Raw genomic sequence first — 19867 nt, 5'->3', positions numbered from 1 at the left:
CTCCGGTTGACGATGCCGCCATCAGGCTGGCTGAGCTGCTGATGATCAAGCCCAAGTGGCGCGGCTGGATCCACACCGTGGCGGCCCCGTTTGCCTTGGCCGCGGGTATCGTCCTGGTGGTCCTGGCGCCCACCGCCGACCGCAAAATCACCTCGGCCATCTACGCCGCCACCGGTGTGCTGCTGTTTGGCGTCAGCGCCGTGTACCACCGCGGCAACTGGTCACCGCTGGTGAAGCGGGTTTTGAAGCGACTCGACCACACCAACATCATGCTGGTCATCGCCGGCAGCTACACGCCACTGGCCTGGACCCTGCTGGAACGGCAGCAGGCCGTCCTCCTGCTCTGGATCATCTGGTCCGGCGCCATCCTGGGGGTGTTGTTCCGGCTCCTGTGGACTGATGCGCCGCGCTGGCTGTACGTGCCCATCTACATTGCGCTGGGATGCGGCGCACTGTTCTACTTGCCGCAGTTTTTCCAGGCGAGCCTTCCAGCAGCCGTCCTCATCTGCGTGGGCGGCGCGCTCTACATCGCCGGAGCCGTGTTCTACGCGCTGAAGAAGCCGAACTTCAGCTACAACCACTTCGGCTTCCACGAGCTCTTCCACGCCTTCACGGTCTTTGCGTTCGCCGCCCATTTCACGGCCATCGCCATAGCCGTCCTGGGCTGACCGCAACCCCCGCAAGGGTCCGTGGGGGGAAGGGCCTACTCCCGCGGCAGCGAGCTGCCCTGGCTGTAGCCGTTTCCCTTGGTGTCCCGGGCTTCCTGCGGAGCCGTGGCATCCTCGCGGGCTTCCTCCGCCACAATGTCCGCTTCGGCAGCAGCTGCGATGCGCTCCTCCTCGACCTGTGCCCGGTACCGGACGCGCCGGATCCGGCGGACCATGTCCACGATGAGCAGCGCCGTGGCCACGACAAAAAAGGCGGTCATGATAAAGCCCAGCAGGCCGGGCGTTACCTGGTCCTCCGTGATCCCGTCGCGCAGGGTTGGAGTGGGCATCGGCGTGGGGGTGGTGGCCAGGCTGAGGAGCAAGTTTTGCACGTGTAATACCTTCAAGGGATCGGGTTGCAGCCGGACATATGTCGTGCCCGAAGCGCCGGAGGCTAACTTCTACGCGGCATAGAAATCGCTGCCGCTTCTATCTTAGCCCGGCAAACAGGTCCGTCTCGGGCAGTTCGGAGGAGACCCGGGACTTGATCAGGGAATAGTCCTCCCATGGCCAGGCCCGCCGCTGCATGTCCGCTGATACGGCGAAGAAGAAGCCCAGGGGATCCACCTGCGTACGGTGGGCCCGAAGGGCGTCGTCGCGCACCTCGAAAAAGTCTCCACAATCCACCTGGGTGGTGGTGGCATGTGTTGCGGGCGGCGGAGTATGCCCCTCGGCGTCGGACTCCAGCCACGCTGCGAGGCGTTCCGCATACGGCGACTGCAACCCGGCTTCCTCGAGCGCGAAATGCAGTGCGCGGAAGCGTTCCGGGCTGAAGGCACGGTCATAGTACAGCTTGCCGGGTTCCCATGGCTCCCCCGCTTCAGGGTACTTATTGGCGTCCCCTGCGGCATCGAACGCTTCCACTGCCACTTTGTGCGCCATGATGTGGTCCGGGTGGGGGTAGCCACCGTTCTCGTCATAGGAGAGGATGACGTGCGGTTTAAAGGACCGGACCAGCCGCACCAGGGGCGCCGCGGCATGGTGCAGCGGCAGCGTGGCGAAGGAACCAGCCGGAAGCGGCGGAAGGGGGTCACCTTCGGGCAGCCCCGAGTCCACGAAACCGAGCCAGCGCTGCCGGATGCCAAGGATCTTTGCTGCCCTGTCCATCTCCAGGCGCCGGGCGCCTGCCATGTCCCGCTTGGGATGCGGTTCGCCTTCCACGGCGGGGTTCTGGATGTCGCCGCGGGATCCGTCGGTGCAGGTGGCCACCATGACCTCTACGCCGGCGGCAGCGTACATGGCCATCGTGGCAGCACCCTTGCTGGATTCGTCATCCGGGTGGGCATGCACTGCGAGCAGCCGAAGCGGTGCCGGGGAGGTGCTGGACGCTGTCATGGAAGGACGGCTCCTGATTCTTCTTGGTTTGTGGCGGTGCGGGGTTGTGGCGGTATGCGGGCGGACGGAAAACACCGCCATGGACGGTGCAATTGGCCACCACGGGATGGGCACTAAACTGGTCTGGTGACTTCCCCGGACCAGTCGGCCCCATCCGCGCCCGCAGACACTAGCCTAGCCAATCGATATGGTGGCCAAAAGCGCAGCCTGACGCCCGCCGTCAAGCGCGCCATCGCGGGCGGGGCCCTCGCCGTCGGTATCGGTTTCCTGGCATGGGTCTCAACGTCTAACTCGTTGTCCTCGGTGACCTTCAAGGACGTGGGTTACAGCACACCGGATGCCACTGTGGCCGAGGTGGACTTCCAAGTGACCCGCGAGCCCGGCACTCCCGTCAAGTGCGCCGTGAAGGCCCTCGATTCCAAGTATGCGGTGGTTGGCTGGAAGGTGGTGGACATTCCTGCCGATGCCCCTGAGGGGTCAGAGGGAACGGCCGACGGCGGCAGGACGGTTTCCCAGCGGGTCATGGTCCGCACGGAGTCGCTGTCCGTGTCCGCCGTTGTGGACAGCTGCTGGGCCACGGACGGATCCGGCCAGAAGGTGTGATGTGGACCGCTTGCTCGTTGGGATAAATCCAGGGGTTTGACTACAATGGATCAATACCTTCACCCCGCTGAGCTGGTTGCTGTTCCACAAGTGGCCACCGTGGCGGGGTCTTTTGCATGTAGGACCATTTAGAGGAGAAGTCCGTGTCTACCACCAACAGCGCAGCTGCAGCCTGGCTTACCCAGGAAGCTTTTGACCGCCTGAAGGCAGAGCTGGACCACCTTTCCGGCCCCGGCCGGGCGGATATCGTCCAGAAGATCGAAGCTGCCCGGCAGGAGGGCGACCTCAAGGAGAACGGCGGATACCACGCTGCCAAGGAAGAGCAGGGCAAGATCGAGGCCCGCATCCGCCAGCTGACCGTGTTGCTTCGGGACGCCCACGTGGGTGAATCTCCCGCCGATGACGGCATTGTGGAGCCCGGCATGATCGTAGTGGCCCGGATTGCCGGGGACGAAGAGACCTTCCTGCTTGGATCCCGTGAAATTGCCGGCGACTCTGACTTGGACGTCTTCAGCGAGAAGTCCCCCCTGGGCTCTGCCATCCTGGGCCACAAGGAAGGCGAGACGCTGAGCTACGTTGCGCCCAACGGCAAGGACATCACGGTGGAAATCCTGTCCGCGAAGCCTTACGCAGCCTAGTTTCCTTAGCTGCCACAGCGCCTGCCGCCCCAAGGGCGGCAGGCGCTGTGTTGTTTCAGCTTGTTGGGCGGCAGCTACAGGGGAATTGCGCGGTCCCGTTGCCGGTCGGCGCCGGAACGCGGGCGGAGGATCAGTGCGGCCACCACTCCCCCGGCGGCTCCGCCCAGGTGGGCCTGCCAGGAAACGAAGCCGGACACGATGGGCAGCATGCCGAACAGGATGCTGCCGTAGCCCATGAACAGGACCACGGCCAGGAGGATCTGTTTCCAGCTGCGGTTGAAGAAGCCGCGGACCAGGAGGAAGGCAAAGAGTCCGAAGACGAGGCCTGAGGAGCCTACGGTGATCCCGCCGTCGCCGATCAGCCAGACGGTGATTCCCGATCCCAGCCAGCTGAGCCCGAGGGCAGTCAGGAAAACCCGGAGCCCGGAGAGAAACACCAGGAAGCCAAAGATGATCAGCGGCAGGCTGTTGGAGAGCAGGTGGTTCAGGTTGGCATGCAGCAGCGGAAACGTGAAGATGTCCAGGAGCCCATCAGCGCTCCGGGGCCGCAGTCCGAACGTGCGCGTCAGCGACCCCAGCGTCAGCGTGTTGAACAGCTCAATGACGAAGAGCAGTGCCACAAACCCGCCCAGGACGAGCAGCCCGCCCTTGGCGCGCGCCGCCGTCGTCTGCCGCTCCCGGAAGTCCCCGTTCCGCATGAGGCCAGCCACGCGTACTCCTAGTGCACCACGATGGGCTGGAATCCTTCGGCACGCAGCGCGCTGAGGACCTGCTCGCCGTGCTGGTGGCCCTTGGTCTCCAGGTTTACGGTGATGGAGACGTCGCCCATGCTGATGGAGCCACCCACTCGGGTGTGGTCCAGGCCGGTGACGTTGGCATCGTTTTCGGCGATGATCCTGGCGATGGTTGCCAGCGAGCCGGGACGGTCATCCAGCATCATGCGGACCGTCATGTAACGTCCGGCTGCGGACAGGCCACGCTGGATGACCTTAAGCATCAGCATGGGGTCGATATTGCCGCCGGACAGTACGACGGCGGTGGTCCCCGGGTTTTCGATCTTGCCGTCCATGAGGGCTGCTACGCCGACGGCACCGGCGGGCTCCACCACCATTTTGGCGCGTTCCAGCAGGAAGATCAGCGCACGGGCCAGCGAATCCTCGCTGACCGTCACAACATCGTCCACGAGTTCGCGGATGATGCTGAACGGCAGCTGCCCTGGCCGGCCCACGGCGATGCCGTCAGCCATGGTGGACACCTTCTTCAGCGGCACCAGGGCGTCGGCGGCCAGGGAGGGAGGGTAGGCCGCGGCGTTTTCCGCCTGCACCCCGATGATGCGGATTTCCCGGCCGAGTTCCTTGGCCCGGGCTTTGATGGCGACGGCGACGCCGGCCAGGAGACCGCCACCGCCAACGCCCATCAGGACGGTGTCCACCGTGGGGATCTGCTCGAGGATCTCCAGGCCAACAGTGCCCTGGCCTGCCACCACATCAACGTTGTCGAAGGGGTGGACGAAGACCGTCCCCGTTTCGTTGCTGTACCGCTGGGCTTCGGCCAATGCCTCGTCCACGTTGTGGCCGTGCAGGATCACTTCGGCACCGTGGCTGCGGGTGGCTGCGAGCTTCGGCAGCGCAACACCGAGGGGCATGTAGATGCGGGCCTTGATTCCCAGGCTTTTCGCTGCCACGGCAACGCCCTGTGCGTGGTTGCCTGCGGACGCTGCCACGACGCCGCGCTTCTTTTCTTCGGGTGACAGGCGGGCCATGCGGACATAGGCGCCGCGGACCTTGAAGGATCCTGCGCGCTGGAGGTTCTCGCATTTGAAGTAGACCTCGCCGCCCACCTGCGCGCCCAGCGCACGGGACGATTCCACCGGAGTGCGCGCAATAATCCCGTCAAGCAGCTTCTGCGCCTCAAGGACATCGTCCAGCGTGACGGGAAGGGTTTGCAGGATGTTCACGTACTACTCTCCTCTTGGTTCGTTCCCGGCGCCCCGCGGGGATGCGGAGTGGGCACCGCGGTGTTCAGCTGTGGTGCCGTCAGACGTGTCCCGTTCGCCGCCGAAGTCCTTGGGCGGTTCAACGCCTTCAATGGTGTTGTCCCCGCCGGCCGGAGCTGTCAGGGGCCTCCCGGCAATCACCGGCACCTGTTCATGTTCCCATGTTCTGGCCGCGATGTAGCGAATGGCCGAGTTTGCTACGGCCAGGATGGGTACCGAAAACAGTGCACCCGGGATGCCGGCAAGGTAGGAACCGGCGGCAACGCTGAGGATGACGGCTACCGGGTGGAGCGAAACGGCCTTGCCCATGACCAGCGGCTGCAGGATGTGGCCTTCGAGCTGCTGGACAGCAAGCACGATGGCGAGCATGATCAGCGCATTCACGGGGCCGTTGGCAACCAGTGCGAGCAGGACGGCAATCACGCCGGTCACCAGGGCACCCACCACCGGGATGAATGAACCCAGGAACACCAGCACGCCCAGGGGAAGAGCCAGCGGGACACCGATGATGGCGGCGCCCACGCCGATGCCGATCGCATCCACAGCGGCAACGAACATCTGGATGCGCGCGTAGCTGACCATGGAGGCCCAGCCCTTGCGTCCGGCGCCGAAGGCGGCGGCCCGCGCCCGCCGCGGAAGCAGCCGAACCAGGAACGCCCAGATCCGGTCTCCCTCCAGCAGGAAGAAAATGAGGATGAACAGGGCGAGGAGCAATCCGGCGGCGAAGTGTCCGGCGGTACTGCCAAACGAGAGGGCGCCGCTGAGGATGCTGCTGCTGTTGTTCTGCAGTGCGTCGCTGGCTTCCTTGACGTACTGGTCGATCTGGGCCGCCGTCAGGTGCAGCGGCCCGTCGGAGAGCCACGTCTGGACCTGGCGCACTCCTTCGAGCGCCTGCTGCCACAATTCGCCGAAGCCGATCACCAACTGCCGGCCGACCAGGGCAAGCGCACCGGAGATCACTGCGATAAAGCCAAGGACAGTGGCGGCCACCGCAAGGCCGGCGGGCAGCCCGCGCCGCTTCAACCAAGCCGTGACCGGGCTCAGCAGCCCCGCGAGGAGCGCCGCCACCATGACCGGGATGATGAGGAAGGTGATGTGGCTCAGGAGCCAGATCAGCGTGCCGGCCATCAGGAGGATGAGGCCCAGGCGCCAGGACCAGGATGCGGCAATCCGCACACCGTACGGGATGTCCCGGTCCAGCTCACGGTCCGTCAGGACCCGGAGGGGAGCCGCCGTGGCGGGGGCTGGAGCTGGCCTGGACTGGGTAGCGTCGTCCGCGTTGGGCGTCATAAGGAAACTCTAACCGCCCGTGGCGGCGTGGTAGTCGATTCCCCACTCCATGGCGAACGACTCCCCCGGCTCGAGCCAGCGCAGGCCGTCACCGGAGTTAAAGGCGTTGGCCGGACCGGTCATCGGCTCTACGGCGAGCGCACGGCTCCGGCCGGGGTAGACCGTGCTGACGAAGACGTGGACGTACTGGCAGGATTCGTCCTGCCAGAGGCTGACGCTGCGGCCGTCCGGACCCGCCAGCACGTGGCGGGCCCTTCCATCCTCATACCCGAGGCCGGTGAGTGCGACGTCGACGCTGAGGCCGCCGATGGTGCGGCCGGTGCGGAAGTCGGTGTCGCCGTCGACGGGCGCGGAACTGCGGGGTATCAGCCGTTCATCGGCGATGAGCTGGGTGTCGGCCTGGACAGTCAGTACCAGCTCCTCGGCCGGTGTATCTCCCAGCCGCAGGTAGGGATGCGCGCCGAGGACAAACGGTGCTGCTGCGGCGGAATGGTTGGTCAGGCTCTGGCGGACCGCGAGGCCCAGGTCTGCGGTCAGCTCGTACCGTACGCGGTGCCGCACCAGGAACGAGTACCCGTGCTGCGGAAAGACCGTGGCTTCCAGGGACACGGAGTAGGGCGATTCGTCCACCAGGGTGTAACCCACATTCCTGAGCAGGCCGTGGCTGGCGTTGTTCCGGGATACCTCGGTGATGTCCAACTGCTGCTTTTTGCCGTCAAGGACCCAGGCGCCGTCCTCCACCCTGTTGGCCCAGGGCGCCAGGGTGATCCCTGCGCCGCCGGGCGGGATGACATCGTCGCCGTAGGTCTCGGTCAGGAGCACGCCGCCCCGGCTGTAGGAGCGGAGTCCGGCGGCGAGCTCGGTAATGACGGCCACGGCGTCGCCGCGGCGAAGTTCGTATTGGCGACCTGAGGCAAAGGCGCGCAGGTGCGGACTGGTGGATGCGTCCTGGGACGAAGACTGGGTCATGCGCTTTAACGTACCGCGGCGCCAGCAGTCGCACAGAACAGCAAATGTTGTTTTTTGTTCTTAACTATTCTTTTTTGGTTGAACATGCAAAAATATCTCCATGACAGCGATCACCAGCACCAGACTCTCCGACGGCCGGGAGCTGATCTATTTCGATGACCCGGGCACCAATGCGGCGCGGGCAACGGGGCCCGCCGACCAGCGGGGCCTGCCGCCCCGGGGCGAGCCCGGAGAGGTCCGTTTCGATGCCCTCACGGATGAATGGGTTGCAGTGGCGGCGCACCGGCAGGCCCGCACCCACCTTCCGCCTGCGGACCAGTGCCCCATCTGCCCCACAACGCCTAACAACCCGTCCGAGATTCCCGCCGCCGACTATGACGTGGTGGTCTTCGAAAACCGTTTCCCGTCCCTCGGCCCGGCCCTTGGTCCGGTCCCGGAAGACGCTGCATGGGGAACCAAGGGCCCGGCCTACGGCCGCTGCGAGGTGGTGTCCTTCACGCCCGAGCACACGGGCTCCTTCAGCACCCTCAGCGAAACCCGCTCCCGGACGGTGATTGAGGCCTGGGCCCAGCGCACGGAAGCGCTCAGCTCACTGGCGGGCATCAAGCAGGTGTTTCCCTTCGAGAACCGCGGCGCAGATATAGGCGTCACCCTCCACCACCCGCACGGCCAGATCTACGCCTACCCCTACGTCACTCCCCGGGCGGGCGTGCTGGGTTCGGCTGCCCTGCGCTACTACGAAAAGCACGATGGCCGCGAAACCCTGACCGGCTCCCTCCTCAAGGCGGAACGGCAGGACGGCAGCCGGATGGTTATGGAAGGCGAGAACTTCAGCGCCTACGTCCCCTTCGCCGCCCGCTGGCCGCTTGAAATCCACCTGGTCCCCCACCGCCACGTTCCGGACCTGGCGGCCTTGAGCGGGGAGGAGAAGGACGAGCTTGCGCACGTCTACCTGGACCTGCTGAAGCGCCTGGATGCCCTGTACCCCACTCCCACCCCGTACATCTCCGCCTGGCATCAGGCTCCGCTGGAGCCCGAACTCCGCGCCTCCGGCTACCTCCACCTTCAGCTGACCTCACCCCGGCGCGCTGCGGATAAGCTGAAATACCTTGCCGGATCCGAGGCAGCCATGGGTGCCTTCATCAACGACACCACACCGGAAAGCGTGGCCGGGCGGCTGCGCGCAACGGTTCCGGCACCTGCCACTGCGGCCGCCGAGGCCGCTCCGTCCCAAGGAGTTCCCGCTTGAGCGCCGCACCCCACCCCACCGCCGATTCAGCCACCCCGGGCACACAGGACCTGGCTGCCCGCTTCACCCGGGAGTTCGGCGCCGCCCCGGCAGGCGTCTGGCGGGCACCGGGCAGGGTCAACCTGATCGGTGAACACACTGACTACAACGAGGGCTTCGTGCTGCCGTTCGCCATCGACCGGACTGCCCGGGTAGCGGTGGGCATCCGCCAGGATTCCACCGTGAGGCTGCTGTCAACGTACGGCGACCAGGGCATGGTTTCCACCACGCTCGACGCCCTGGAGCCGGGCTCCGCGAAGGGCTGGACCAAGTATCCCCTCGGCGTGATGTGGGCCCTCCGCGGGCGCGGCATTGACGTTCCCGGAATCGACCTGCTGCTGGACTCGGACGTTCCGCTCGGCGCAGGCTTGTCCTCGTCGCACGCGATCGAGTGCGCGGTGGTCACCGCCCTCAACGAGCTCACCGGCGCAGGCCTGGCAGCGGAGGACATGGTCCTGGCCACGCAGCGCGCCGAAAACGACTTCGTGGGGGCTCCCACCGGCATCATGGACCAGTCCGCCTCCCTTCGCGGCGCCAAGGGCCACGCGGTCTTCCTGGATTGCCGTGACCAGAACGCCACCCTGGTGCCGTTCGAAACGGAACCCGCGGGGCTGATCCTGCTGGTCATCGACACCAAGGTCTCGCACTCGCACGCCGACGGCGGGTACGCCTCGCGCCGCGCATCCTGCGAACTCGGCGCCGAGGTCATGGGCGTCAAGGCGCTGCGCGACGTCCAGGTGGCTGACCTTGAGGAAGCCAGCGGGCTGCTGGACGAAGTGACGTTCCGCCGCGTGCGCCACGTCGTCACGGAGAACGACCGCGTGCTCCAGACGGTCGAACGCCTGGCCGCCGAGGGGCCCGCCGCGATCGGCAGCCTGCTGGATGCCAGCCACGCATCCATGCGGGACGACTTTGAAATCTCCTGTCCGGAGCTTGACCTGGCCGTGGATGCCTCGCGCGCCAGCGGGGCCATCGGGGCGCGGATGACCGGGGGCGGTTTCGGGGGCGCGGCGATCGCGCTGACCCCCGTTGCTTCCGAAGAGAAGGTGCGTGCCGCCGTCGTCCGCGCTTTCGCCGAGGCTGGCTATGCCGCACCTGACATCTTCACTGTCTCCCCCGCGGCTGGCGCAATGCGGGTTGCCTAGCAACCTGCGCGGCCAGCCGGTCAAGGGGAAGTCGTTAAACGTTACAGGCCCACCGGAAGGTGGGCCTGTAACGTTTAAGGACTCGGACGACGGCGGCCGCCGCCGTCGGTGCTAGTCGTCGCCGCGGAGGATGGCCAGCAGGCGGATGATCTCCACGTAGAGCCAGACCAGGGTGACCGTGAGGCCGAAGGCCGCGGTCCAGGAGAAGCGCTGCGGGGCGCCGCTGCGGACGCCGGCTTCAATGCTGGTGAAGTCCATGATCAGCGAGAAAGCGGCGAGGCCGATGGCGAGCAGGCCGATAACAACGCCAATCACGCCGCTGCGCAGGCCGAAGGGCTCCTGAGTCACGCCGGTCAGCATCATGACCAGGTTAACCACTGAGAACAGGGCGTAACCGCCAAGGGCGATCATGAAGAAGCGCATCGCTTTGGGGGTGGCGCGGACCTTGCCGCTCTTGAACAGCAGCAGGGTGACGGCAAACACGGAGAGCGTGCCCACCACTGCCTGCAGGCCGACGCCCGGGTACTGGGTATCGAGGATGCGGGTCAGGCCGCCAAGGAAAAGTCCCTCAAGGCCGGCGTAGGCCAGGATCAGCGCAGGAGAAGGCTGCTTCTTGAACGTGTTGACGAGTGCCAGGACGAAGCCGCCGAGGGCGCCGACGATCATGAGCATCGACGCGAGCCCCAGGCCGACGGTCAGGGTGACTGCCGCGCCGAGGATGAGAACGCCGAGGCAGGCCGCCGTTTTGACGATCACGTCATCGAAGGTCATCCGGCCGGTATCCGCCGGGCCCGCCGACGGCTGGTTGTACATGTCCTGGAGCTGGTTGTCCGTCATGCCCTGCGGCTGGGCGTTCCAGGTCTGCTGGCCGTAGGGTGCCTGGGCGTTCGGCTGCTGGCCGTAAGCCTGCTGGCCGTAGGGGGCGCCGCCGTAGGCCTGCGGGGCAGGCGGTGCCTGGGTGGCTCCACGGAAGCTCTTTCCGTTGAAGATCGGGTTTCCGCCAAGTGCCATTGCGGGATTCCTCCATGCTGGGTGGGTGATGGATCTTAAGGTTTACGCTACCAATTCCCACGTAGCCGGCTCCCCTAAAGTTCCCGCCGCCCTTCCTTGCAATACAACCGTGACCTGCCGGTGGAGAGGCCGCGTCCCTGGAGACACCCCCACTCAACAAAGGTTGTTTCCCACGATCCGCGCCATATCGCAGCCGCAGGCCCCGCAGTTGTTATCCGATCGCTACCAATATGGCCTGAACCACGGCATTCACCGGTTCTGATGCGCTGTAGCATAAGCCAAGCAGGGTGACGGAACTCACACTTGTGGGTGTCGGGCGTCATGGCATTTTTCCCCACCCTGCGACCGTTCGCAGCGGCTGCAATGGCGCGGCCTAGACCGCCCCCAAGTGGAGGTTATCAATTTGAGAAGTACACCCCAAGGCCAGCGGGCCGGAAGGCGCCTCGGTTTGCTGAGACTGATGGGAGCCATCGGCGCTTCCATCTTCGCAATCCTCCTGGTGGCCGGACCGGCGAGCCAGGCCGCTTCCCCGTCACCGACACCATCCCCGTCGAATCAGACCTTCCAGAACAACATCAGCGGGTTCCTCCGCGATGACACCCGCGCACCCCTGGCGGACGTGACCATCACGGCGAAGAAGGGCGATTTCACCGGCACTGCCAAGTCATCAGCCAACGGCGCCTGGAACATCGGCGTGCCGGAGCAAGGCACCTACACGGTGGAACTGGATGAATCCACGCTTCCCGAGGGCATCAAGCTGGCCGACGGCCAGGACAATCCCCGCGACGTAACGTTCAGCCAGACCTCCAACCTCTCGGTGATCTTCGCGTTCGGCAAAGGTATCGTGGTGCAGCAGCAGGACTTCGGCCAGAACCTGCTCAACAGGCTGGTGGCGGGACTGAGCTTCGGCCTGCTACTCGCCCTGGCATCGGTTGGCCTGTCCCTGATCTTCGGCACCACCGGCCTCACCAACTTCGCCCACGGCGAGATGGTGACCCTTGGCGCGGTCCTCGTCTTCGGCTTCAACGCCATTGGGCTTCCCTTCTGGCTGTCCCTGATCCTGTCACTGGCGGGCGGTGGCCTGTTCGGTTATGCCCAGGACCGCGGGCTCTGGCGGCCACTGCGCCGCCGCGGAACGGGCCTGGTGCCCATGATGATCGTCAGCATCGGACTGGCCCTCGCGGTCCGCTACGTGATCCAGTTCTACTTCGGCGGCGCCACCCAGCAGCTGCCTTACGCCCAAAGCCCCGAGGTCCAGATTGGCCCGGTTTCCATCTCGCCGAACAACCTGTGGTCCCTGGGCATCAGCGCGGTGGTCATCGCCCTGATCGGCATCGTGCTGCTGAAAACAAGGCTTGGCAAGGCCACCCGCGCAGTGGCGGACAACCCCGCGCTGGCTGCCGCGTCCGGCATCGACGTGGACGCCGTCATCCGGCTGGTGTGGATCACCGGCGGCATGCTCGCTTCCCTTGGCGGCATCCTCTGGGCCTACTACCGCCCGGGCGTCACCTTCGACATGGGCTCGGCCATCCTGCTGCTCATCTTCGCCGGTGTGACCCTCGGCGGCCTGGGAACCGTCTTCGGCGCCCTGATCGGTTCCATCATCGTCGGCATCTTCGTGGAGCTGACCACCGTGTTCGGCCTCGCTGCCGACCTCAAGTACGTGGGAGCTTTGTTCATCATGATCGTTGTCCTCTTGTTCCGGCCGCAGGGCATCCTGGGCCGCCGCGAGCGCGTGGGTTAGGAAACAGACATGGATTTTGGCTTCATTCTTTCCAGCGCCGCCGGCGAAATCTTCAGCCCCACCACGGCCGCCTACGCCATGGCTGCCCTTGGGCTCGCCGTCCACTTCGGCTATTCGGGCCTGCTGAACTTCGGCCAGGCCGGCTTCATGGCCGTGGGCGCGTACGGGTTCGCGATCTCCACCCTGACCTTCGGCGTCCCGTTCTTCGTGGGCCTGCTCATCGCCATTGCGGCCTCCGCAGTCTTTGCACTGCTGCTCGGCATCCCCACCCTCCGGCTCCGGGCGGACTACCTGGCCATCGTAACCATCGCCGCCGCGGAAATCGTGCGCTACATCGTCACAACCAACCAGCTCACTGCGGTCACCGGTTCCGCCAACGGCCTCGCGGCGTTTGAAGGCAGTTTCTACGCCATGAACCCGTTCCCTGAGGGCTCATACTTCGGCATGAACAACCGCGACTTCTTCATCCGCGTGGTGGGCTGGGCCCTGGTGGCAATCTGCTGCACCCTTGTGTGGCTGCTGATGCGCAGCCCGTGGGGCCGGGTGCTGAAGGGCATCCGCGAGGACGAGAACGCCGTCCGGTCCCTGGGCAAAAACGTCTACGCCTACAAGATGCAGGCGCTCGTTATTGGCGGCATCCTCGGCGCCCTGGCGGGCATGATCTTCACGCTGCCCCGCGGTGCCGTGCAGCCTGCCAACTACGGCACCGAACTGACGTTCTTCCTCTACACGTGCCTCCTGCTGGGTGGCCTGGGCACGGTCCTTGGCCCGGTCATCGGGGCAATGATCTTCTGGGTGGTCCTCTCCCTGACACAGGGCATCCTCTACGGCCTCATTGAGTCCGGTGCCGTTACGTGGCTGAACACCGTCCAGGCCGGTCAGCTGCGCTACATCCTGGTGGGCGTGGCCCTGATGCTCTTGATGATCTTCAGGCCGCAGGGCGTCTTCGGAAACAAGAAGGAGTTGGCGTTCGCGTGAGCATCCACAATGAAAACCCTGAAACCTCCGGTGCCGCCGCCCCGGATTACATGACCGACAGCCGCCCCATCGCAGCGGGTGAAACCGGGCCGGGCTGCAAGAAGCGGGACCCGATCGTGGTGGCGGAGAACGTCACCCGCAGCTTCGGCGGCATCAACGCCGTGGATGTGGACTACCTGGAGATCCCGCGGCACAAGATCACCGCACTGATCGGCCCCAACGGGGCCGGCAAGACCACCCTCTTCAACCTGTTGACCGGTTTCGATACCCCCAACACCGGGAAGTGGCAGTTTGAGGGCCACAGCCTCGCGGGGGTATCGCCCTACAAGGTGGCCCGCATGGGCATGGTCCGCACGTTCCAGCTCACCAAGGTGATGGGCAAGCTGACAGTCATGGAAAACATGAGGCTGGGAGCGTCCAACCAGCCCGGCGAAAGCCTCGCCAAGGCCCTGTTCAAGGGCATCTGGGGCGGCCGGGAAAAGGAGATCACAGCCCAGGCCGATGTCCTGCTGGAGAAGTTCAAACTTGACGCCAAGAAGGATGACTACGCCGCGTCGCTTTCCGGCGGACAGCGCAAGCTCCTGGAGATGGCACGCTCCCTCATGGTGCGGCCCAAGCTGGTGATGCTCGACGAACCAATGGCCGGCGTCAACCCGGCACTGACTCAGTCCCTGCTGGACCACATCAAGAACCTGAAGGCCGACGGCATGACCGTCCTGTTCGTTGAACACGACATGCACATGGTCCGGCACATCGCGGACTGGGTGGTGGTCATGGCGGAGGGCAAGGTTGTCGCCGAAGGCCCGCCCGGGGAGGTCATGAAAAACCCCGCCGTCATCGACGCCTACCTCGGCGCCCACCACGACGTCGACCTGGGTGACGCAGAGGGCATCAAGGAGCTCGCTGCCGAACTCGTGGCGGACGACGAATCCATCGTCGGCACCGATAACGCCGGAATCATCTCCCTGGACGTCGTCGGGGACGAGGCCGGGACGGGCAGTCCGGAGGAACCGTCGCCAAGCGACGGGCAACGCGGCAGGCGCGCGCACAGGGACGCCGAAACCGATGGGAACGGCCGGACAGATAGGGACAGCCAATGAGCAGCACCAGCGCGGCACCGGCCGCCCAGCCCGTGGACGACGGCGAAGCAGTCGTCAAAGTCACCGACCTCGTGGCCGGATACATTCCGGGCGTCAACATCCTGAACGGCTGCAGCATTGAAGCCCGGAAGGGCGAGCTGATCGGCATAATCGGCCCCAACGGCGCCGGCAAGTCGACCCTCCTCAAGGCCATGTTTGGCCTGGTGAAGGTCCACTCCGGCACCGTGGTGGTCCGCGGCCAGGACATTACCGGGCTGAAGGCCAACAAGCTGGTGACCCGCGGCGTCGGTTTCGTCCCGCAGACCAACAACGTGTTTGCAGCCCTCACTATCGAAGAAAACCTCCAGATGGGCATGTTCCAGCGGCCCAAGGACTTTGCCCAGCGGTTCGACTTTGTCACAGGGCTCTTTCCGGAACTCGGGAAGCGCCGCGCCCAGCGGGCCGGTTCCCTGTCCGGCGGCGAGCGCCAGATGGTGGCCATGGGCCGCGCGCTGATGATGGATCCCGCAGTCCTGCTGCTGGACGAGCCCTCAGCCGGGCTCTCCCCCGTCAAGCAGGATGAGACCTTCCTCCGCGTCCATGAAATCAACCGTGCCGGCGTCTCGGTGATCATGGTGGAACAGAACGCCCGCCGCTGCCTGCAGATCTGCGACCGCGGTTATGTGCTGGACCAGGGCCGGGACGCGTACACAGGTACCGGCCGGGAGCTGATGAAGGACCCCAAGGTGATCCAGCTGTACCTGGGCACCCTGGCGGACACCGTCGAGTAGGCCGGAAACCAAACACCAAGAAGCCCCCGTCCGGAATGGACGGGGGCTTCTTGTGCCTGGGAAGGGTTAGAGCTTGCCGAACTCTTCCTTGACTGCGGTGTACTTGTTGTCGTCCTGGTACTCGTAGATACCGATGTACGCCTCGGTGGGGTCACCGGCGTCGGAGAAGGTCACCGGACCGGACTGGCCGTCGTAGTCGATGTCCTTGCCTTCGCGGAGCAGGGTGACGCAGGCGGCGTAGGACGTGCACTTCTCGCCGCCCTCCGAAACTTCCTTCAGCTTTGCGGCGATGTCCGTCCCCTTGGTGCTCTTGGCAGCTTCCGCGGCCAGGGAGATCAGGTTGACGGCGTCGTAGGACTCACCGGCGTAGCTGTAGTCCTTCAGTGCCGGGTCAATGGCGAGGAGCTTCTTCTTGAAGGCGTCCTGAGCGAACGTACCGGGAATGGTGCCCCGGGCGCCCTTCAGGGTGCCTGCCTGGAAGTCCTTGCTGTAATCGGAGGTGTTGCCGTCCACCAGGAACATCTGGGTGGGCTTGACTCCCTTGCCCGTCATCAGCGGAACGATGCTCTTGGCCTGGTCGAAGGTGATCAGGGCGATGGCGTCCGGCTTGGCCGCAAGCACCTTGTCCACCTGGCTGCTGAACTGGCTGTCGCCTTCGTTGAAGAGTTCCTCGGCCACAACCTGGCCGCCTGCCGCCTCAAAGGATTCCTTGATGTTCTTGGCCAGGCCGGTGCCGTAGGCATCGTTCAGAACCACCATGCCGACGGTCTGGGCGCCACACGTTGCCATGTAGTTGCCCAGGACCTTGCCCTGGAGGACATCGGACGGTGCGGTGCGCCAGTACAGGCCCTTGTCATCCCAGGTGGTGAAGTCCGGAGACGTGTTGGCTGGCGAGAACTGGATAACGCCTGCACCGGTGATCTGGTTGATGACCGTCTTGGACACGCCCGACGACGCGGCGCCGATGATGGCGCTGACACCCTGGCCGAGCAAGGCGGAGGTGGACTGGGTGGCGATGTCCGTCTTGGTGTCACCGGAGTCGCGGTGGATCACTTCCACTGGCTTACCCAGCACGCCGCCGGCGTCGTTGACTTCCTTGATGCCGAGGTTCACACCGGCGATTTCGGGCGGGCCGAGGAAGGCCAGGGATCCGGTGGTGGGCAACAGCGAGCCGATCTTGAGCGGAGTCTCAGTGCTGCCGGTGGACGGCGGAACAGCTGCCGGCGCCGCGCTCTGCGTGGCTGCGGCGCCCCCTCCTGTTTCCGGTGCGGGGCACGCGATGCCTCCGGCTGATGCGGAGGAAGCGGACTCGGACGTCGTGGGTGTGGACGAACCGCCGCACGCTGTCACCATGAAGGCGACGCCGATGCCAAGCGCTGTCAGCTTGGCAGCGCGGGTTCCCGCCTGGGGGAATAAAGTCATTTACGAGCTCCTCGATCTAAAGGTGCGAACGGCCTTTGACGCGAAAAATCAGGTGTTCCTGATTTAGCTTCAAGCTAATGCAAATCCCAGGCGAAGATAAGTGACTGAGGTCACATCCTTATAACAGTCGTTGCATATGCGAAATTAAACGACGGAAGCCGCCCACAAGGCGGGCGGCTTCCTCCGGTTCGGTGCCGTTTGGCGGGCATCCTCTGCTCCGTACCCCAGGTGGGACTCGAACCCACAACACGCGGATTTTAAGTCCGATGCCTCTGCCAATTGGGCTACTGGGGCGCCGGGTCAATGGTATCCCGTCAGAAGCGTTCGAACGGTTCTGCGTACCGGAACGTCCCGTGCACCCCGCCCGGCCACAGCGCCAGCGGCAGGAGCTGGAAGTGCCCGCCCCACGCCTCATCAGGCGGCAGCACGCCGAAGGACGCCGCCGGAACGAATCCGAACCTGGGGTAGTACTCGGTGCTGCCGAGGAGCGCGATGCCGCTCTCCCCCGCGGCGTTGGCCCTGGCGATGGTCTCCGTCATCAAGGCTGATCCGATGCCCTGGCGCTGGAGCCTGGGCGTCACGCTGATCGGTCCCAGTCCGAGCAGCTCATGGTTGCCTACCCAGCCCCGGGTGCTGATGACGTGGCCCACCACTTCGCCGCCCAGCACAGCCACCACGCTGAGTTCAGGAAGGTATTCATCGGCGTCGAACAGGGCCCGCAGGATCTTCACTTCGACGGCCTCCCCTTCTGCAGGAAGTCCGGTTGCCGGGGAAACGGCAAACGCCTCAGCGGTCACTGCCAGGATGGCGTCCCGGTCCGCGGGGGTTTCGGTGCGCAGCTGCAGGCCGGGACGCGGCGCATCCCGGCTTTCGGCGGAAAGATCGGCCAATACCTGCAGGGCCCGCTGCGCGTCCGCTGCTGGGACCAGGAGGTGGTCGTGGTGGAACCCGGCCAGGACATTGCAGCTGACGCCGGCGTCCGTCAGGGCACTCGCCACGGCGGCGGTGAGGCCCACGGCTTCCAGCGCCGAGTGGATCTCCAGCGTGATCCAGGCAGCCACGAAGTCGTAGGGAAGGCCCAGCCGGTCGGCCTCCGCACGGGGCAGGACGACAGTCAGCCCTTCAGCCTCGCGGACAGCCGCCTCAAGATGGCCCTCCAGGGTCCTGCCGTGGGGCCAGAGGACATAGACGTACTCGCCGTCGCGCTGGACGGGGTGCATCCCCGCCAACAGGGACTGGAGGTTCTTTTCGGCGGTCATGAGGCCAGTCTAGGAGGCGGGTCCGGCGGGGCCACACAACGCAAACGGCGGCTGCCCCCTTTCGGGGACAGCCGCCGTCGTGCTTGGGGCGGGAAGCCGGTTACTTGGCCTGGGCCGAGACCGGTTCCTTCGGCTCCACCACGGAGGCGCCGGCGGCCGGGGCCGCGGGCGCAGGGGCCGCAGCGGGCTTGGGTGCCGGGGTGGCGGCAGCAACGAAGGCGCCGCGCGGGTTGTCCAGGTCCAGCAGCTGCGTGGTGTCGCGGCCGGCGAAGAAGGCAATGATCCAGTTCAGGACCACACGGAACTTGCGCTCGAACGTGGGCATGGCCATGCCGTGGTAACCGCGGTGTGCCAGCCAGGCCAGCGGGCCCTTCAGTCCGATGCGGCCCAGCAGGTTGATGTTGGCAACGCCCTTCCACTCGCCGAAGCCGGCCACAGCACCAAGGTTCTTGTGCTTGTAGTCCTTCAGCGGCTTGTCCCAACGGGAGGCCCACAGGTTCTTCGCGAGGCGCTTTGCCTGGCGGAGAGCATGCTGGGCGTTGGGGACGCAGGTGCCGTCAGGCAGGCCCTTGCCAGTGAGGTCCGGAACGGCCGAGATGTCGCCAGCAGCCCAGGCGTTCTCGACGATGCCTTCGTCGCCGCCGATGCGCAGGTCCGGGAGGACGCGGACGCGCCCGCGGGGTTCCAGCGGGAAGTCGGTGGAGCGGACCATGGGGTTGGCCTGTACGCCGGCGGTCCAGACGAGGGTGTCGGCTTCGAATTCCTGCGCCGGGCTCTTGTCCGGGAGGTTGATGAGCTTCAGTGCGCCTTCAGCGCTGTCCAGCGAGGTGTTGAGCAGGACCTCGATGCCGCGGCTGCGGAGGTGCTCCACAACCCACTCGGCCTGCGGGGCCGTGACCTCGGGCATGATGCGGCCCATGGCTTCAACCAGGACGAAGCGGACTTCCTCCTGCTTGACCCGGGGGTTGTTGCGGACAGCGGCGCGGGCCATGTCCTCCATCTCGGTGATGCATTCGATGCCTGCGAAACCGCCGCCGACAACGACGAAGGTGAGGGCCTTGGCCCGGGCCGCAGGATCGGTCATGGTGGAGCCGAGCTCAATGCGCTCGAGGACTTTGTTGCGCAGCGCAACGGCTTCCTCGATGGTCTTCAGGCCGATGCCCTTGTCCGCGAGGCCCTTGATGGGGAACGTGCGGGTGATGGCGCCGGCAGCCAGGACGACGTCGAAGTAGGGAACCTCGAAGGTCTCCCCACCGTCGGACGGAGCCACAACCGCGGTGCGGTTGGCGTGGTCGATCGCGGTGACGCGGCCCTGGATCAGTTCGGACTGCTTGAGGTGCTTGCGGTGGGACACCACGGCATGGCGGGCCTCGATGTTGCCGCCTGCCACCTCGGGAAGGAACGGCTGGTAAGTCATGTAGGGCAGCGGATCAACGACGGTGACGATGCCACCTGCATTCGCGATCTTCTTCTGCAGTTTGAGTGCTACGTACAGGCCGACGTACCCGCCGCCGACGACGAGTACCCTGGGACGGTCCTGGAGCTGTGGGGTGGTTGCCATGCTTTCAAGGATAGCCCAGTTTGTGAAAATCTTCACTAACTGCGTCAGGTG

General features: G+C 65.5%; 19 protein-coding genes and 1 tRNA gene. 9 read left to right on the top strand and 11 right to left on the bottom strand.

Translation table 11 applies throughout. The features are described from left to right. The first annotated feature begins 26 nt into the window (after positions 1-26). The gene (gene trhA / locus ACP3TD_RS06925) at positions 27-668 is read left to right on the top strand and encodes a PAQR family membrane homeostasis protein TrhA (RefSeq protein ID WP_426767146.1); all 642 of its coding nucleotides are present in this window, start codon (positions 27-29) and stop codon (positions 666-668) included. Between the two features lie 35 nt (positions 669-703). Here trhA and ACP3TD_RS06920 read toward each other — a convergent pair whose 3' ends face one another. Both ACP3TD_RS06920 and mca read right to left on the bottom strand, forming a co-directional pair. Continuing rightward, positions 704-1039 (bottom strand): hypothetical protein, encoded by a 336-nt coding sequence (locus ACP3TD_RS06920; RefSeq protein WP_426766353.1) that lies wholly within the window; start codon positions 1037-1039, stop codon positions 704-706. 97 nt (positions 1040-1136) lie between these two features. Beyond that, positions 1137-2042, bottom strand: a complete 906-nt coding sequence (gene mca, locus ACP3TD_RS06915) for a mycothiol conjugate amidase Mca (RefSeq protein ID WP_426766352.1) — start codon at positions 2040-2042, stop codon at positions 1137-1139. A 126-nt stretch (positions 2043-2168) separates the two neighbouring features. Here mca and ACP3TD_RS06910 point away from each other — a divergent pair, with 126 nt between their 5' ends. Then, positions 2169-2645, top strand: a complete 477-nt coding sequence (locus ACP3TD_RS06910; RefSeq protein WP_426766351.1) for a DUF4307 domain-containing protein — start codon at positions 2169-2171, stop codon at positions 2643-2645. A gap of 143 nt (positions 2646-2788) precedes the next feature. Then, entirely contained in the window at positions 2789-3283 is a 495-nt protein-coding gene (gene greA / locus ACP3TD_RS06905; RefSeq protein WP_091718961.1) for a transcription elongation factor GreA, read from the top strand. Between the two features lie 74 nt (positions 3284-3357). On the opposite strand, the gene ACP3TD_RS06900 is transcribed toward greA, so the two are convergent. The 4 genes from ACP3TD_RS06900 to ACP3TD_RS06885 are packed head-to-tail and all read right to left on the bottom strand — an operon-like array spanning position 3358 to position 7538. Next, positions 3358-3981, bottom strand: coding sequence for a rhomboid family intramembrane serine protease (locus ACP3TD_RS06900; protein WP_426767145.1), 624 nt, complete (start codon positions 3979-3981; stop codon positions 3358-3360). A 20-nt stretch (positions 3982-4001) separates the two neighbouring features. Then, entirely contained in the window at positions 4002-5240 is a 1239-nt protein-coding gene (ilvA, locus tag ACP3TD_RS06895; protein ID WP_426766349.1) for a threonine ammonia-lyase, read from the bottom strand. A 3-nt stretch (positions 5241-5243) separates the two neighbouring features. Continuing rightward, positions 5244-6569 (bottom strand): AI-2E family transporter, encoded by a 1326-nt coding sequence (locus ACP3TD_RS06890; RefSeq protein WP_426766347.1) that lies wholly within the window; start codon positions 6567-6569, stop codon positions 5244-5246. Between the two features lie 9 nt (positions 6570-6578). Further along, the gene (locus ACP3TD_RS06885) at positions 6579-7538 is read right to left on the bottom strand and encodes an aldose 1-epimerase family protein (RefSeq protein WP_426766346.1); all 960 of its coding nucleotides are present in this window, start codon (positions 7536-7538) and stop codon (positions 6579-6581) included. 100 nt (positions 7539-7638) lie between these two features. Here ACP3TD_RS06885 and galT point away from each other — a divergent pair, with 100 nt between their 5' ends. Beyond that, positions 7639-8787, top strand: a complete 1149-nt coding sequence (gene galT / locus ACP3TD_RS06880; RefSeq protein ID WP_426766344.1) for a galactose-1-phosphate uridylyltransferase — start codon at positions 7639-7641, stop codon at positions 8785-8787. Beyond that, a complete protein-coding gene (galK, locus tag ACP3TD_RS06875; RefSeq protein WP_426766342.1) occupies positions 8784-9971 on the top strand; it encodes a galactokinase in 1188 nt (395 codons plus the stop codon). Before galT ends, galK begins: the two co-directional genes overlap by 4 nt. Before the next feature lie 111 nt (positions 9972-10082). Here galK and ACP3TD_RS06870 read toward each other — a convergent pair whose 3' ends face one another. Continuing rightward, the gene (locus tag ACP3TD_RS06870) at positions 10083-10982 is read right to left on the bottom strand and encodes a Bax inhibitor-1/YccA family membrane protein (RefSeq protein WP_426766340.1); all 900 of its coding nucleotides are present in this window, start codon (positions 10980-10982) and stop codon (positions 10083-10085) included. A gap of 460 nt (positions 10983-11442) precedes the next feature. Between ACP3TD_RS06870 and ACP3TD_RS06865 the strand changes: the two genes are divergently transcribed. The 4 genes from ACP3TD_RS06865 to ACP3TD_RS06850 are packed head-to-tail and all read left to right on the top strand — an operon-like array spanning position 11443 to position 15574. Beyond that, a complete protein-coding gene (locus tag ACP3TD_RS06865; RefSeq protein WP_426766338.1) occupies positions 11443-12726 on the top strand; it encodes a branched-chain amino acid ABC transporter permease in 1284 nt (427 codons plus the stop codon). A 9-nt stretch (positions 12727-12735) separates the two neighbouring features. After that, a complete protein-coding gene (locus ACP3TD_RS06860; RefSeq protein WP_268158588.1) occupies positions 12736-13704 on the top strand; it encodes a branched-chain amino acid ABC transporter permease in 969 nt (322 codons plus the stop codon). 50 nt (positions 13705-13754) lie between these two features. Then, positions 13755-14804 carry an ABC transporter ATP-binding protein gene (locus ACP3TD_RS06855; protein ID WP_426767144.1) on the top strand — a complete coding sequence of 350 codons (1050 nt, stop codon included), beginning with the start codon at positions 13755-13757 and terminating at the stop codon, positions 14802-14804. Next, positions 14801-15574, top strand: coding sequence for an ABC transporter ATP-binding protein (locus tag ACP3TD_RS06850; protein ID WP_377202557.1), 774 nt, complete (start codon positions 14801-14803; stop codon positions 15572-15574). Before ACP3TD_RS06855 ends, ACP3TD_RS06850 begins: the two co-directional genes overlap by 4 nt. 66 nt (positions 15575-15640) lie before the next feature. Here the strand turns inward: ACP3TD_RS06850 and ACP3TD_RS06845 are convergent, their stop codons facing one another. The 4 genes from ACP3TD_RS06845 to ACP3TD_RS06830 all read right to left on the bottom strand — a co-directional run bounded on the left by ACP3TD_RS06845 (position 15641) and on the right by ACP3TD_RS06830 (position 19816). Beyond that, on the bottom strand, positions 15641-16996 hold the full coding sequence (locus ACP3TD_RS06845) for an ABC transporter substrate-binding protein (RefSeq protein WP_045730121.1): 1356 nt from the start codon (positions 16994-16996) through the stop codon (positions 15641-15643). A gap of 220 nt (positions 16997-17216) precedes the next feature. Continuing rightward, positions 17217-17290, bottom strand: a tRNA-Leu gene (locus ACP3TD_RS06840). 20 nt (positions 17291-17310) lie between these two features. Next, the gene (locus ACP3TD_RS06835) at positions 17311-18255 is read right to left on the bottom strand and encodes an N-acetyltransferase (protein ID WP_426766335.1); all 945 of its coding nucleotides are present in this window, start codon (positions 18253-18255) and stop codon (positions 17311-17313) included. A 100-nt stretch (positions 18256-18355) separates the two neighbouring features. Next, positions 18356-19816: an NAD(P)/FAD-dependent oxidoreductase gene (locus ACP3TD_RS06830; protein ID WP_091723888.1), complete on the bottom strand. Its 1461-nt coding sequence runs from the start codon at positions 19814-19816 to the stop codon at positions 18356-18358. Positions 19817-19867 lie beyond the last annotated feature (51 nt).

Source organism: Pseudarthrobacter sp. 1G09, from assembly GCF_050038305.1.
Taxonomy (GTDB): Bacteria; Actinomycetota; Actinomycetes; order Actinomycetales; family Micrococcaceae; genus Arthrobacter; species Arthrobacter equi.
The sequence above is the reverse complement of the archived record's forward strand: the minus strand, read 5'-3'. Positions and strand labels throughout refer to the sequence as shown.